This window comes from Pseudoroseomonas ludipueritiae (assembly GCF_014490445.1).
GTDB classification, from domain to species: Bacteria; Pseudomonadota; Alphaproteobacteria; order Acetobacterales; family Acetobacteraceae; genus Pseudoroseomonas; species Pseudoroseomonas ludipueritiae.
Genome location: NZ_JACTUZ010000001.1, coordinates 1 through 12,005 on the forward strand (window position 1 = coordinate 1; position 12,005 = coordinate 12,005).

Here is a 12,005-nt window from a genome sequence, read left to right on the forward strand (position 1 = left end):
CGCGCCACACCCGACATCAACCCACACACCAACACCGACGCCGATAGCATCCGAAACATCGACATCGCCACTCTCCCCAACCCAAGCCGGGGCTCCGCCCAGGCGGCGGGAGATTAGACGAGCCTGCCCGATCCGGCCAGCATCCTCACCGCCCCGGCGATCACATGAGCGCCTTCAGAAAACGAAGCCGGGCTCCGGCGCGAAGCCTGGCAAGGGCGCCGTGGTGCAGTCGAAGGCCTCATTGGTGCTGAAGGCACCGCCGGCACGGCGGCCCAGCACCGCGGCACCGGAGCGGCCCGGTGCACGGCAGACGCCGATCAGCCGCCCACCTTCGGCCAGGCGGTCGGAGATCGCGGCCGGGATGGCCGGCACCTCGCCTTCCAGCATGATCACATCGAAGGGCCCGGCGGGGGCACCAGTGGCCGGCGCGGCCTCCACCAGTTGCACGGAGCCGGGGGCCAGCATCCCACCATCGGCCAGCGCGGAGCGCGCCAGGGAGAGCAGCGCCGCATCATTCTCAACCGCCGTGACGCGGGCGCCCAGGCGGGCCAGCAGGGCCGCGCCGTAGCCGGAGCCGGCACCCAGCACCAGGGCCGTCTCTCCTTCCCGCACCTCGGCCATCTGTACCAGGCGGGCCATCATCATCGGCTGCATCAGCACGCGGCCATGGCCGAGCGGCACGTCCTCATCGGCATGCGCGCGCGCGACGCAGTGCTGCGGCACGAAAAGATGACGCGGCAGCTCCAGCATGGCCTCGATGATGCGGGTGTCGGTTACTTTGTTGGGCCGGACCTGTCCGTCCACCATCCACTTGCGCGCATCGGCGAAATTCATCGGCCGCTCATCCTCGTCCATCGCGCGGATCACACCCCCGCGCGTGGCGGCGGTTATAGGCGCCGTCTCCTCGGCTTCCAAGCGCCGGGCCCCAGGCCATCCACAGAGAAAGCCGATCTCCCCCTTGACCCTGAGGCTCTGGCACCCGATACAGCGCCCACGGCCTGATGGCAGAATGGTGATGCAACGGACTGCAAATCCGTGAATGTGGGTTCGATTCCCGCTCAGGCCTCCAAACTAAGACTAAAGTAAAGCGTTAGAGCGGAACGATTTAAAAAGCCTCTTGCAGGCCACGAATTGCCCCGCTATAGCGCCCCTCACAAACTGATCCCCGATAGCTCAGCTGGTAGAGCACGCGACTGTTAATCGCTAGGTCGTTGGTTCGAGTCCAACTCGGGGAGCCAATACAAAGAAAAGCCCCTGGATGCTTCGGTATCCGGGGGTTTTTTCTTTAGCTTGGCTTTTACGCCAGCTCATCCTCCCTCTTCGATCACGATCTGCACCCGCCCTGCCGCATAACAGGAGAGCGTGAAATCGACCGGCCGGCCTTCAAGGTCGGCATTCAGCGCCTCGGCCACCATCACGGGCCGACCACGCCCCTGCTGCAGCAGGTCAGCCTCCTCCGCTGTTGGGAGGCGCGCTGTCAGCCGGGTGGAGACACGCCGGTAATCGGCGACACCGCAAGCCTTCATGGCACCGGTGATAGAGGCTTCCCGCTCCAGGGCCACCGATATGCCCTCGAAGCGCGGCAGGACGAAGTGGTGCTTTCCAAGAACCACCGGCCGGCCATCCGCCAAGCCTAGCCGTTCAACCACCATCACGGGCCGGCCCGGTCGCAGGCGAAGTGCCTCAGCCACGACGAGGTCCGCCGGCTGCTCCGCCACGCGCAGCAAGCGTCCGGCGGGCTCCCGGTTCTGGGCCCGAATCACCTCCGAGAAGCGGGTGCGGGGTCCGAGGGGATAGTCCACCACGTCTTCCGCAACGAATGATCCGCGCCCCTGCTCGATGCGGATCAGCCCGCGCAGGCTCAATGCGTCCAAAGCTCGGCGCACGGTGTGGCGGTTGACGCCATGGAGGGTGGCCAGTTCCGCTTCGCTGGGCAGCCGGCTGCCGGGGGCATGCTGGCCGCTGGCAATGGCTTGCTCCAGCACCTGCACGATCTGCCGCCACAGGGCGACGCCCTCTCCACGGGCCAGGTTATGCGGGGGAGGTGTCATGAAAGCTTCAACCTGCCGGTTCCCTTTGGGTGCCACATTCGCCTTGACGCTAACCTGTTGGATATCTACTCGTCTAGACATCTCAACAGGACACGGAGCCGACCTTGTCCGAGGACATCGAAGCCCGCCGACACTGGATGGGCCTGCTTGCACGTTCCAGCCATGATGCCATCCAGGCACGGCTGCATGACGCTCCGCCCCTGCCGACCCATAGTCGCCTGCGCGGCCCGGAAACCGGCTTGGTAATGCTGCGCGGCCGCGCGGGCGGCGATGGCGGCGCCTTCAACCTTTCCGAAATGACGGTGACGCGCTGCGCTGTGACGCTGGAGGATGGCACGGTTGGCCATGCCTATGTCGCCGGCCGGGACCGCCAACAGGCCGAACTGGCGGCGGTGCTGGATGCCGCCTTGCAGAACGCCACCTTGCGGCCGGCGCTGATGAGCACCGTCATCGAACCCCTGGCGGCCCAGGAAGCGGAGCATCGTGCGCGTGAGGCCCGGAAGGCCGCCGCCACCCGCGTGCAATTCTTCACCATGGCGAATATGCGCTGATGCGCCCCGCATTCACCGACCCCGTGCAGGATGCCCAATCCTGCTTCCGCGCGGTGCTGGAGGCGATGAGCCGGCCCGGCCGCATCCAGGTGCTGGAGGGCGCCCTCACGCCGCCCGCTGCCCTGCACCCATCCACGGCCGCCGTGCTGCTGACCCTGGCCGATGCCGAAACGCCGCTGCACCACGATGCCGGCGCCGAGGCCGATGCCTGGCTGCGCTTCCACTGCGGCTGCCCCGTGGCCAGTGCCGCCGAAGCCGCCTTTGTCCTGGCGGTGGGGCAGCCGCCGATGCTCTCCAGCCTCGCACAGGGCAGCGACGAGGAGCCGGAGCGCGGTGCCACGCTGGTGCTCCAGGTCCCCGGGCTGGAATCCGGCCATGGCTGGCGCCTGACCGGCCCCGGCATCGCCCAGGAACATCGGCTGCGGGTGGAGGGCCTTCCGCCGGGCTTCCTGGCCGGATGGCGCGCGCAGCGGGCTGGCTTCCCGCGCGGCGTGGACATCATCCTCTGCGCTGGCACGCGCATCGCCGCCCTGCCGCGCGGCATCCGGATCGAGGAGGGCTGACCCCATGGCCTATGTGGCCGTCAAAGGCGGCGAGCGCGCGATCGGCAATGCCCATGCCTGGCTGGCCGAGACCCGCCGCGGCGACAGGAGCGTGCCGGAGCTGGAGGTCACGCAGGTGGCGCAGCAGCTCGGCCTGGCGGTGGACCGGGTGATGGCGGAAGGCTCCTGCTACGATCGGGACCTCGCCGCGCTGGCCATCAAGCAGGCGCGTGGCGACCTGATCGAAGCCGCCTTCCTGCTCCGCGCCTATCGCACCACCCTGCCCCGCTTCGGCTATGCGGTACCGCTGGATACCGGCGCCATGCGCATCCGCCGCCGGGTTTCCGCGACCTACAAGGACCTTCCCGGCGGGCAGGTTCTTGGGCCCACCTTCGACTACACGCACCGCCTGCTGGACTTCACTCTCGCCGCCGCCGGAGAATCGCCCGCCCCTGCCCCCGAAGTGGAGCCGGATGGCGAGGAAGCCCCGCGCGTGACCGAGTTGCTGGCCCGCGAGGACCTGATGCGGCGCGACGAGGCCTCGGACCTTGAGCCGGGGGACCTGACGCGCCAGCCGCTCTCCTTTCCCGCGGCACGGCCGGCCCGGCTGCAGAACCTGGCACGGGGCGACGAGGGTTTTCTGCTGGGCCTGGGTTATTCCACCCAACGCGGCTACGGCAATAGCCACCCCTTTGTCGGGGAGATCCGGCACGGCAGCGTCACCGTCTGCTTCGCGCCGCCGGAACTCGGCTTCGAGATCGAGATCGGTGAAATCGACCTCACCGAATGCCAGATGGTGAACCAGTTCCACGGCAGCCGCAGCGAGCCGCCGCAATTCACCCGTGGCTATGGGCTGGTGCTCGGGCAAGGCGAGCGCAAGGCCATGTCCATGGCCCTGGTGGACCGTGCCCTGCAGGCCGGCGAGCTGGGCGAGGACCGCACCGCGCCCGCGCAGGACGAGGAATTCGTGCTGATGCACAGCGACAATGTCGAGGCGACAGGCTTCGTCGAACACCTGAAGCTGCCGCATTACGTGGATTTCCAGAGCGAGCTGGAAGTGGTGCGCCTGATGCGCGCGACCGCCACAGAACCGGAGAAGGCTGAGCCATGAGCCGCGACGAGGCCTATAACTTCGCCTATCTGGACGAGAATACGAAGCGGATGATCCGCCGCGCGCTGCTAAAGGCGGTGGCCATTCCGGGGCATCAGGTGCCCTTCGGTGCGCGTGAGATGCCGCTGCCCTATGGCTGGGGTACCGGCGGCATCCAGGTGACCGCCGCCGTGCTGGGGCCGCGCGATGTGCTGAAGGTCATCGACCAGGGCGCGGACGATACCACCAACGCTGTTTCCATCCGCCGCTTCTTCCATCGCGTCGCGGGTGTGGAGACGACGACGCGCACATCCGAGGCCACGGTGATCCAGACCCGGCACCGTATCCCCGAGGCCAAGCTGACCGAGGCGCAGATCATCGTCTACCAGGTCCCGATGCCGGAGCCGCTGTTCCGCCTGGAGCCCCGGCTGGCCGAGACGAAGCGCATGCATGCCCTGGCCGATTACGGGCTGATGCATGTGAAGCTCTACGAAGATATCGCGAAGCACGGCCATATCGCGACCTCCTACAGCTATCCGGTGATGGTGGAGGGGCGCTACCTGATGTCCCCCTCGCCTATCCCGGCTTTCGACAACCCGAAGATGCACCGTATGCCGGCGCTTCAACTCTTCGGCGCGGGGCGCGAGAAGCGCATCTATGCCGTGCCACCCTATACCGATGTGCGCAGCCTCGACTTCGAGGACCACCCCTTCCGGCCCCATCGTGCCAAGGCGCATTGCGCGCTTTGCGGTTCCGGCAGCAGCTACCTGGACGAGGTGGTGACGGATGACCGTGGCGGGCGGATGTTCGTCTGCTCCGACACCGATTACTGCGAGACCCGCCAGGCCGAACAAGAGAAAGGTGCCGCGGCATGAGCGCGCCCCTGCTGGAGGCCGAAGGGCTCCACCTTCGCTTTGGCGCCGTGGCGGCGCTGGATGACGTGGCCATCGATATCCACCCGGGCGAGGTTGTTGCCATCGTCGGCGAATCCGGCTCCGGCAAGTCCACGCTGCTGCGGGTGTTGGCCGGGCAGATGCGCCCCGACGCCGGGCAGGTGACCTACCGCGCCCCCGACGGCACGCCGCACCCGGTGCATGACATGGGCGAGGCTGCCCTGCGGCGGCTGATGCGCACGGACTGGGGCTTTGTGCATCAGCATGCGCGGGACGGGCTGCGCATGGGCGTCTCCGCCGGCGGCAATGTGGGGGAGCGGCTGATGGCTATCGGCGCCCGCCACTACGGCAATATCAGGGATGAGGCGGCGGAATGGCTGCGGCGGGTGGAGATCGACCCCGCGCGCATCGATCACCTGCCCCGCACCTTCTCCGGCGGCATGCAGCAGCGGTTGCAGATCGCCCGCACGCTGGTGACGCGCCCGCGCCTGGTCTTCATGGATGAGCCGACCGGCGGCCTGGACGTTTCCGTGCAGGCGCGGCTGCTGGACCTGATCCGTGCGCTGGTGGCGGATCTCGGCATCGCGGTGCTGCTGGTGACGCATGATATCGCCGCTGCCCGCCTGCTGGCGCATCGCATCATGGTCATGCGGCGCGGCCAGGTGGTGGAGCACGGGCTGACCGATAGGGTGCTGGACGACCCGCAGCACCCTTACACACAACTCCTCGTTTCCTCGGTGCTGGCGGCATGACAGCCTCTCTTTGGACTGAAGGTCTGGGCAAGAGCTTCCAGTTGCACCTTCAAGGCGGCACCCGCATCCCCGTGCTGGAGCACGTCGATTTCACCGTCGCCCCAGGTGAATGCGTGGCACTCTCCGGCCCCTCCGGCGCCGGTAAATCAACGCTGATGCGCTGTCTTTACGGCAATTACGGCGCCGAGGCCGGCCGCATCCACCTGATGCACGAAGGCGCGGCGGTGGAGCTGACCAGCGCCGATGCCCGCGCGATGCGCGATATCCGCCGCCAGACACTGGGCTATGTCTCGCAGTTCCTGCGCGTCATTCCCCGCGTAGGCGCCCTGGATATCGTGGCGGAGCCGCTGATCGCCCGCGGCGCCACACCCGAGGCCGCGCGGGCGCGGGCCGAGGCGCTGCTGCTGCAGCTCAACCTGCCGCCCCGCCTGCACCACCTGCCGCCCGCCACCTTCTCGGGCGGCGAGCAGCAGCGGGTGAACCTTGCCCGTGGCTTCGCCCCCGGCTACCCCATCCTGCTGCTGGACGAGCCCACCGCGAGCCTCGACGCCGCCAACCGCGAGGTGGTGATCGCGTTGATCGCCGAGGCCAAGGCCGCCGGCACCGCGATCATCGGCATCTTCCATGACGTGGAAGTGCGGGACCGCGTGGCCGACCGTCTCTTCGAAGTTTTGCCCATCCAGGACGCCGCATGACCACCGAGACCATTCTGACCAACGCCCTGCTGGTCCTCCCCGAAGAGGTTCTGCCCGGCACCTTGGTGGTGCGGGAGGGGCGCATCGCCGAGGTGCAGCCCGGCCGCAGCCATGCGCCCGGTGCCATCGACATGGATGGCGACCACCTGATGCCCGGCGTCATCGATGTGCATACAGACAACCTGGAACGCCAGGTGCAGCCCCGCGCCACAGCACGCTGGCCCTCCCGCTCCGCCTTCATGGCGCATGATGCGCAGACGGCGGCGGCGGGCGTGACCACGGTGCTGGACGCGCTGTGCCTGGGCGATCTCGGCTTCGATGCCCAGCGGACGGACACCTTCCTGGACGGCGTGAAGGATCTCGATGCCCTGACGCCTACCGGGCTGCTGAAGAGCGAGCATTTCCTGCACCTGCGCTGCGAGTTGCCCGCCGCCGACCTGATGCCGTTGCTGGACACGGTGGCCGACCACCCCGCCGTGCGCATGGTCAGCCTGATGGACCATTCCCCGGGCGTCGGCCAGTACGCGGATGTCGAGCGCTACCGCGCCATGCGCGCCAAGAGCCTGCCGATCGAGGAGGTGGAACGCCGCATCGATCACCTTCTGGCGCAGCGCGAGCGCCTGCTGGGCCCGCAGCGTCGCGCGTTGCTGGAGCGTTTCGCGGGCCGCGACCTGCCGCTGGCAAGCCACGACGACTGGCTGGAAGACGAGATCGCGCAGAACGAAGCCGACGGCATCATGATCTCGGAATTCCCGGTCTCGATGGTGGCGGCGGAAGCCGCCCGGCGGCATGGCATGCAGATCATCGCCGGCGCGCCGAACCTGGTGCGCGGCGGCAGCCATTCCGGCAATGTCGCGGCCTCCGACCTCGTGCGCGGCGGGCTGGTCGATGTCTTCGCCAGTGACTACGTGCCGCCGGCCATGATCGAGGCCGTCTGGCGCGCGGCGGCCGAGACTGGCATCTCCTTGCCCCAGGCTGTTGCCACCATCACCGATGCCCCCGCGCGCATGCTGAAGATGGAGGACCGCGGCCGCATCGAAGCCGGGCGCCGCGCCGACCTCGTGCGCATCCGGCCGCTGGGCGACATGCCGGTGGTGCGGAGCGTCTGGCGGGCCGGGGAACGCATCGCGTGACGGCACGCCTGGCCCTCTACTGGGCACCGGAGGTCACCGACCCGTTGCACACGGCAGCGTCCCGCTGGCTGGGCCGCGACGCGGAAACGGGCGCCACCTTCCCGCAGGACCCCCTGCCTGGCCTGGATATCGCCGAGATCACGGCCGATGCACGCAACTACGGCTTCCATGCCACCCTGAAGCCGCCCTTCCGCCTCGCCACGTCCTACGATGCCGCGCGCGCGGAGGCGGTGGCGCTGGCGGCACGGACGGCGCCTTTCGAATTGCCGCCTTTGGCGGTGATGGACCTGGGTGGCTTTCTGGCTTTGCGGGAAAGCACGCCCTGCCCCGCCTTGCAGGCTCTCGCCGATGCCTGCGTCACCGCCCTGGACCCGCACCGCGCCCCGCCGACCGAGGCCGAGGTGGCGCGCCGCCGCCCGGAGCGCCTGAGCGAGGCGCAGCGCACAATGCTGTCCCGCTGGGGTTATCCCTATGTCTTCGCGGAATGGCAGTTCCACCTGACGCTGTCGCGGCGGCTGTCGGCGGAGGAAAAGGCGGTGGTCATGCCGGCGGCGCAGCGTGCCGTGGGTGAGGTTGCGGCGCGGCCCCGGGTGGTGCGGGAACTCTGCCTCTTCACGCAGGTCACGTCCGGCGCACCCTTCCTTATCGCGGAGCGGCTGCCCCTGGGCGGCTGAGGGAGGTTTCGAGGCCGTCGCACAGCGCCCGCAGCAGGCGGGCCGCGCCGGCCTCGGCCGTCGAATCATTCACCACCCGCACCACCTCCAGCCCAGGCGGCAGGGGCGCGCGGCGCGACAGGCGCTCGGCGATTTCCTCGGCTGTTTCGCGGCCACGCCGCGCCAGGCGGGCGGCCAGAACGGCTGGAGGCGCCGTCACCTCGATGACCCGCAGGCGGTAGTGAGCATTCGCTTCCGCCAGCACCGCCCGCGACAGATTCGCGATCACCACGCGTCCAGCCGCCAGTTCCGTTTCGATCTCGCGAGGGATGCCGTAGTTGAGGCCATGCGCCTGCCAATGCAGCGCGAAGGCGCCACGGTCGCGCGCCGCGATGAACTCCGCCTCGCTCATCGGGATATGGTCCTCGGCACCGGCGTGCTGCGAGGTTTCCGCCGGGCGGGTAATGGCGCGGCGGGCGAAGACGAAGCGAGCGTCCCGGGAGAGCGCAATCCGGGCAGCCCCAAGGAGCGTGTCCTTGCCAGCCCCGGAGGGGCCCACCACAGTCATCAACCAGCCTGACATCACCATCCCTCGATTGACCTGCCGCTTTTCCGCGCGCAGAGGGAATGACGCAAGCAGCCGGGGTGCGTTTTTGGCGGCCCCACCTCTGGAGCAACCAAATGTTCACAACTCGCCCTGAGATCGCCGCCACTTTTGGCGCCGTTGGCAGCACGCACTGGATCGCCAGCCAGGTCGGCATGGCGGTGCTGGAGCGCGGCGGCAATGCCTTCGACGCCGCCGCCGCCGCCGGCTTCACGCTGCAGGTCGCCGAGCCACATCTGAACGGGCCGCTGGGCGATTGCCCCATCATCATCCACGATGCCAAGACCGGCACGCAGAAGGTCATCTGCGGCCAGGGCGTGGCGCCGGCCGGGCTGAGCGTGGCCAAGGTGAAAGGCGAGCTGGGGCTGGACCTGATCCCGGGCACCGGCTTGCTCGCCGCCATGGTACCCGGCGCCTTCGATGCCTGGGCCACCATGCTGCGCGACTGGGGCACCTGGACGCTGGCCGACGTGCTCTCCTTCGCCATCGGCTACGCGGAACGCGGCATCCACTATGTGCCGCGCATCTGCGCCACCATCCAGACCGTGAAGCCGCTGTTCGAGGATGAGTGGAAGACCTCCGCTGCCCTCTGGCTGCGGGATGGCGGGCCGAAGCCGGGTACCCTCTGGGCCAACCCGACCCTGGGTGCCACCTATACCCGCGTGCTGAAGGAAGCGGCCGCCGCGGGCTCCGACCGCGTGGCGCAGATCGATGCCGCCCGGCGCGCCTGGTACGAAGGCTTCGTGGCCGAGGCCATCGACCGCTTCTGCCGGGAGAACGAAGTGCTGGACGCCTCCGGCCGCCGCCATCGCGGCGTGCTGACGGGCGATGACATGGCCCGCTGGCGCGCGCCGGTGGAGGCGCCGCTGAGCTATGACTATCGCGGCACCACCCTGCTGAAGTGCGGCCCCTGGAGCCAGGGCCCGGCGATGCTGCAGACCATGGCGGTGCTGGCCGGCTTCGACCTCGCCGCCATGGACCCGATGGGCGACGAATTCGTCCACACCGTCATCGAGGCGATGAAGCTTGGCTTCGCCGACCGCGAGGCCTTCTATGGCGACCCGGACTTCGTGGACGTGCCGATGGAGACGCTGCTCTCTGAGCCCTACAACATTGAGCGGCGCAAGCTGGTAGGCCCGCAGGCCTCCATGGAACTGCGCCCCGGCAGCGTGAACGGGCATACCCCCTGGGTGGACCATGAGGCGGAGAAGCGCCTGTCCATGCTCGGTGCCGCCGGCGCTGGTGAGCCGACGGTCTCCCGCCTCGGTGTCTCCGGCGCCGACACCTGCCATGTCGATGTCATCGACTGCTGGGGCAACATGGTCTCGGCCACGCCCTCGGGCGGCTGGCTGCAATCCTCGCCCGCCATTCCGGAACTCGGCTTCGCCCTGGGCACCCGAGGGCAGATGTTCTGGCTGGACGAATCGCTGCCTAACGGCCTGAAGCCGGGCAAGCGGCCCCGCACCACCCTCTCCCCGGGCATGGCCCTGCGCGATGGCAGGCCCTGGATGGCCTTCGGCACCCCGGGCGGGGAGCAGCAGGACCAGTGGCAGCCGATCATGGTCGCCCGCATGCTGGACCACGGGCTGAACATCCAGCAGGCGATCGATGCCCCCGCCTTCCACAGCGAACACTGGCCTTCCTCCTTCTGGCCCCGCATGGCGCGGCCGGGCAAGGCGGTGCTGGAAGGCCGCCTCGGGCAGGCGGTGCTCGATGCCATGCTCGCGCGGGGCCACAAGGCTGAGCTGGGCGGCGACTGGTCGGAAGGCCGCCTCTCGGCCGTGCGGCAGGAGCCGGACGGCCAGATCTTCGCGGGCGCGAACCCGCGTGGGATGCAGGGCTACGCAGTCGGCCGCTAACGCAGCACGGTCGGCTCCTCCTCCGCCCAGTCGCGGAGGAGGGTGAAGCCGACCGCCAGCAGCACCGGCCCGAGAAACAACCCCAGGAAACCGAAGGCGAAAACGCCACCGAGGGCCCCCAGGATGGTCAGCAGCAGCGGCAGGTCGGCGCCGCGGCTGATCAGCCAGGGCCGGATGAAATTATCCACGCTGCTGATGACCGTCGCGCCATAGATGAGCAACGCGATGCCCCAGAAGGTGGAACCCTGGAACAGCAGCCAGATGGCCGCCGGCAGCCAGACAACCGGCGCGCCCACCGGCAGAATGGAAACGAGGCCCGCCGCCACGCCGAAAAGCACGGGCTGCGGCACGCCAGCGACCCAGAGGCCCAAGGCCGTCAGCGTCCCCTGCGCCACGGCGGTGCCCAGCAAGCCATAGACGACGCCCACGGTGACCGCCGCCGTCAGTTGTACCAGCCGCCGCGCCTGCGGGCCGGCGATGCGGCTGACCAGCGCCTCCAGCACCCGCGCCATGCGCGGCCCGTCCCGATAGAAGAAGAAAGAAAGCAGGATCGCGATCACCAGTTCCGCCAGTCCGGACAGAACCGCGAGCAAGAAGCCCAGCAGGTTCTGCGCGATCATCCCGGCATAGGGCCGCAGCATGTTCGTCAGCGGCGAGAAATCCAGTTGCAGCGCCGCCCAACGTTCCTGCAGGAAACCGCCAATCAGCGGGATATAGCCCAGCTTGTCACCGATGCCCGGCAGGCCGCCAGCGACAAAGCCTTCCACAGAATGCCGCAGGCCCTCGATATCTTCTGCCTTGAGCGGGGTGGCGAAGAGCAGCGGCAGGCCGATCAGGAGCATCTCCGCCACCACCATCACCAGCGCCGCCAGGGTGGGTGAAAGCCCCAGTTTCTCCCGCAGCATGCGGCACAGGGGCCAGGTGCAATAGGACAGGATGGCCGCCCAGAGCAGCGCGGAGATGAAGGGACGCAGCACCAGCAGGCAGCCGACCATCAGCGCGGCCAGTGCGGCAAGGCCGAGCAGCCGCGCGGGGCGGAGCGAGTGGTCGTCCGGAGGGGAGGTCAGGCTCATGACGGCATGATGGCCTGAGCAGCCCCCGCTCCGCCAGCACTGCCCTTGCTCTTCCGTGCGGGGTCTCTAGCCTGCGGCAGCAATGCGGCCGCCGCCGCCAGCCAGAATG

13 protein-coding genes and 2 tRNA genes are annotated in these 12,005 nt (G+C 68.8%); 11 read left to right on the forward strand and 4 right to left on the reverse strand.

Going from position 1 to position 12,005, the window contains the following annotated elements:
• Positions 1-174: 174 nt before the first annotated feature.
• The gene (locus IBL25_RS00005; RefSeq protein WP_238940107.1) at positions 175-834 is read right to left on the reverse strand and encodes a protein-L-isoaspartate O-methyltransferase family protein; all 660 of its coding nucleotides are present in this window, start codon (positions 832-834) and stop codon (positions 175-177) included.
• 161 nt (positions 835-995) lie between these two features.
• Between IBL25_RS00005 and IBL25_RS00010 the strand changes: the two genes are divergently transcribed.
• Together IBL25_RS00010 and IBL25_RS00015 are read left to right on the forward strand one after the other, a co-directional pair.
• Positions 996-1,069: transfer RNA gene (locus IBL25_RS00010), tRNA-Cys, on the forward strand.
• Between the two features lie 93 nt (positions 1,070-1,162).
• A tRNA-Asn gene (locus tag IBL25_RS00015) sits at positions 1,163-1,238 on the forward strand.
• A gap of 69 nt (positions 1,239-1,307) precedes the next feature.
• Here IBL25_RS00015 and phnF read toward each other — a convergent pair.
• Complete coding sequence (gene phnF / locus IBL25_RS00020; protein WP_187776499.1) at positions 1,308-2,051, reverse strand: phosphonate metabolism transcriptional regulator PhnF; 744 nt, start codon at positions 2,049-2,051, stop codon at positions 1,308-1,310.
• A gap of 104 nt (positions 2,052-2,155) precedes the next feature.
• On the opposite strand from phnF, the gene phnG reads away from it, so the two are divergent.
• The 8 genes from phnG to IBL25_RS00060 are packed head-to-tail and all read left to right on the forward strand — an operon-like array spanning position 2,156 to position 8,381.
• A complete protein-coding gene (gene phnG, locus IBL25_RS00025; protein WP_255722747.1) occupies positions 2,156-2,602 on the forward strand; it encodes a phosphonate C-P lyase system protein PhnG in 447 nt (148 codons plus the stop codon).
• Positions 2,602-3,165, forward strand: coding sequence for a phosphonate C-P lyase system protein PhnH (phnH, locus tag IBL25_RS00030; RefSeq protein ID WP_187776500.1), 564 nt, complete (start codon positions 2,602-2,604; stop codon positions 3,163-3,165). Before phnG ends, phnH begins: the two co-directional genes overlap by 1 nt.
• A gap of 4 nt (positions 3,166-3,169) precedes the next feature.
• Entirely contained in the window at positions 3,170-4,255 is a 1,086-nt protein-coding gene (locus tag IBL25_RS00035; protein WP_187776501.1) for a carbon-phosphorus lyase complex subunit PhnI, read from the forward strand.
• Positions 4,252-5,109: an alpha-D-ribose 1-methylphosphonate 5-phosphate C-P-lyase PhnJ gene (locus IBL25_RS00040; RefSeq protein ID WP_187776502.1), complete on the forward strand. Its 858-nt coding sequence runs from the start codon at positions 4,252-4,254 to the stop codon at positions 5,107-5,109. Before IBL25_RS00035 ends, IBL25_RS00040 begins: the two co-directional genes overlap by 4 nt.
• Positions 5,106-5,879 (forward strand): phosphonate C-P lyase system protein PhnK, encoded by a 774-nt coding sequence (gene phnK / locus IBL25_RS00045; RefSeq protein WP_187776503.1) that lies wholly within the window; start codon positions 5,106-5,108, stop codon positions 5,877-5,879. Before IBL25_RS00040 ends, phnK begins: the two co-directional genes overlap by 4 nt.
• The gene (phnL, locus tag IBL25_RS00050; protein ID WP_187776504.1) at positions 5,876-6,574 is read left to right on the forward strand and encodes a phosphonate C-P lyase system protein PhnL; all 699 of its coding nucleotides are present in this window, start codon (positions 5,876-5,878) and stop codon (positions 6,572-6,574) included. Before phnK ends, phnL begins: the two co-directional genes overlap by 4 nt.
• Positions 6,571-7,707, forward strand: a complete 1,137-nt coding sequence (locus tag IBL25_RS00055; protein WP_187776505.1) for an alpha-D-ribose 1-methylphosphonate 5-triphosphate diphosphatase — start codon at positions 6,571-6,573, stop codon at positions 7,705-7,707. The genes phnL and IBL25_RS00055 overlap by 4 nt, the downstream gene beginning before the upstream one ends.
• A complete protein-coding gene (locus IBL25_RS00060) occupies positions 7,704-8,381 on the forward strand; it encodes a DUF1045 domain-containing protein (RefSeq protein ID WP_239418536.1) in 678 nt (225 codons plus the stop codon). The genes IBL25_RS00055 and IBL25_RS00060 overlap by 4 nt, the downstream gene beginning before the upstream one ends.
• Here IBL25_RS00060 and phnN read toward each other — a convergent pair.
• Entirely contained in the window at positions 8,350-8,928 is a 579-nt protein-coding gene (phnN, locus tag IBL25_RS00065) for a phosphonate metabolism protein/1,5-bisphosphokinase (PRPP-forming) PhnN (protein ID WP_238940108.1), read from the reverse strand. The two genes, IBL25_RS00060 and phnN, sit on opposite strands and share 32 nt — an antisense overlap.
• A gap of 113 nt (positions 8,929-9,041) precedes the next feature.
• Between phnN and IBL25_RS00070 the strand changes: the two genes are divergently transcribed.
• Complete coding sequence (locus tag IBL25_RS00070) at positions 9,042-10,823, forward strand: gamma-glutamyltransferase family protein (protein ID WP_187776507.1); 1,782 nt, start codon at positions 9,042-9,044, stop codon at positions 10,821-10,823.
• On the opposite strand, the gene IBL25_RS00075 is transcribed toward IBL25_RS00070, so the two are convergent.
• The gene (locus IBL25_RS00075) at positions 10,820-11,896 is read right to left on the reverse strand and encodes an AI-2E family transporter (RefSeq protein WP_187776508.1); all 1,077 of its coding nucleotides are present in this window, start codon (positions 11,894-11,896) and stop codon (positions 10,820-10,822) included. The genes IBL25_RS00070 and IBL25_RS00075 overlap by 4 nt on opposite strands.
• Positions 11,897-12,005: the final 109 nt, after the last annotated feature.

Excerpts from the sequence above, each read along its gene's own strand:
- IBL25_RS00075 (WP_187776508.1), bottom strand. The coding sequence starts at position 11,896 with ATGAGCCTGACCTCCCCTCCGGACGACCACTCGCTCCGCCCCGCGCGG.
- phnK (WP_187776503.1), top strand. The coding sequence starts at position 5,106 with ATGAGCGCGCCCCTGCTGGAGGCCGAAGGGCTCCACCTTCGCTTTGGC.
- phnH (WP_187776500.1), top strand. The coding sequence starts at position 2,602 with ATGCGCCCCGCATTCACCGACCCCGTGCAGGATGCCCAATCCTGCTTC.
- IBL25_RS00005 (WP_238940107.1), bottom strand. The coding sequence starts at position 834 with ATGAATTTCGCCGATGCGCGCAAGTGGATGGTGGACGGACAGGTCCGG.
- IBL25_RS00070 (WP_187776507.1), top strand. The coding sequence starts at position 9,042 with ATGTTCACAACTCGCCCTGAGATCGCCGCCACTTTTGGCGCCGTTGGC.
- IBL25_RS00055 (WP_187776505.1), top strand. The coding sequence starts at position 6,571 with ATGACCACCGAGACCATTCTGACCAACGCCCTGCTGGTCCTCCCCGAA.
- IBL25_RS00040 (WP_187776502.1), top strand. The coding sequence starts at position 4,252 with ATGAGCCGCGACGAGGCCTATAACTTCGCCTATCTGGACGAGAATACG.
- phnF (WP_187776499.1), bottom strand. The coding sequence starts at position 2,051 with ATGACACCTCCCCCGCATAACCTGGCCCGTGGAGAGGGCGTCGCCCTG.
- phnN (WP_238940108.1), bottom strand. The coding sequence starts at position 8,928 with ATGACTGTGGTGGGCCCCTCCGGGGCTGGCAAGGACACGCTCCTTGGG.
- phnL (WP_187776504.1), top strand. The coding sequence starts at position 5,876 with ATGACAGCCTCTCTTTGGACTGAAGGTCTGGGCAAGAGCTTCCAGTTG.
- IBL25_RS00035 (WP_187776501.1), top strand. The coding sequence starts at position 3,170 with ATGGCCTATGTGGCCGTCAAAGGCGGCGAGCGCGCGATCGGCAATGCC.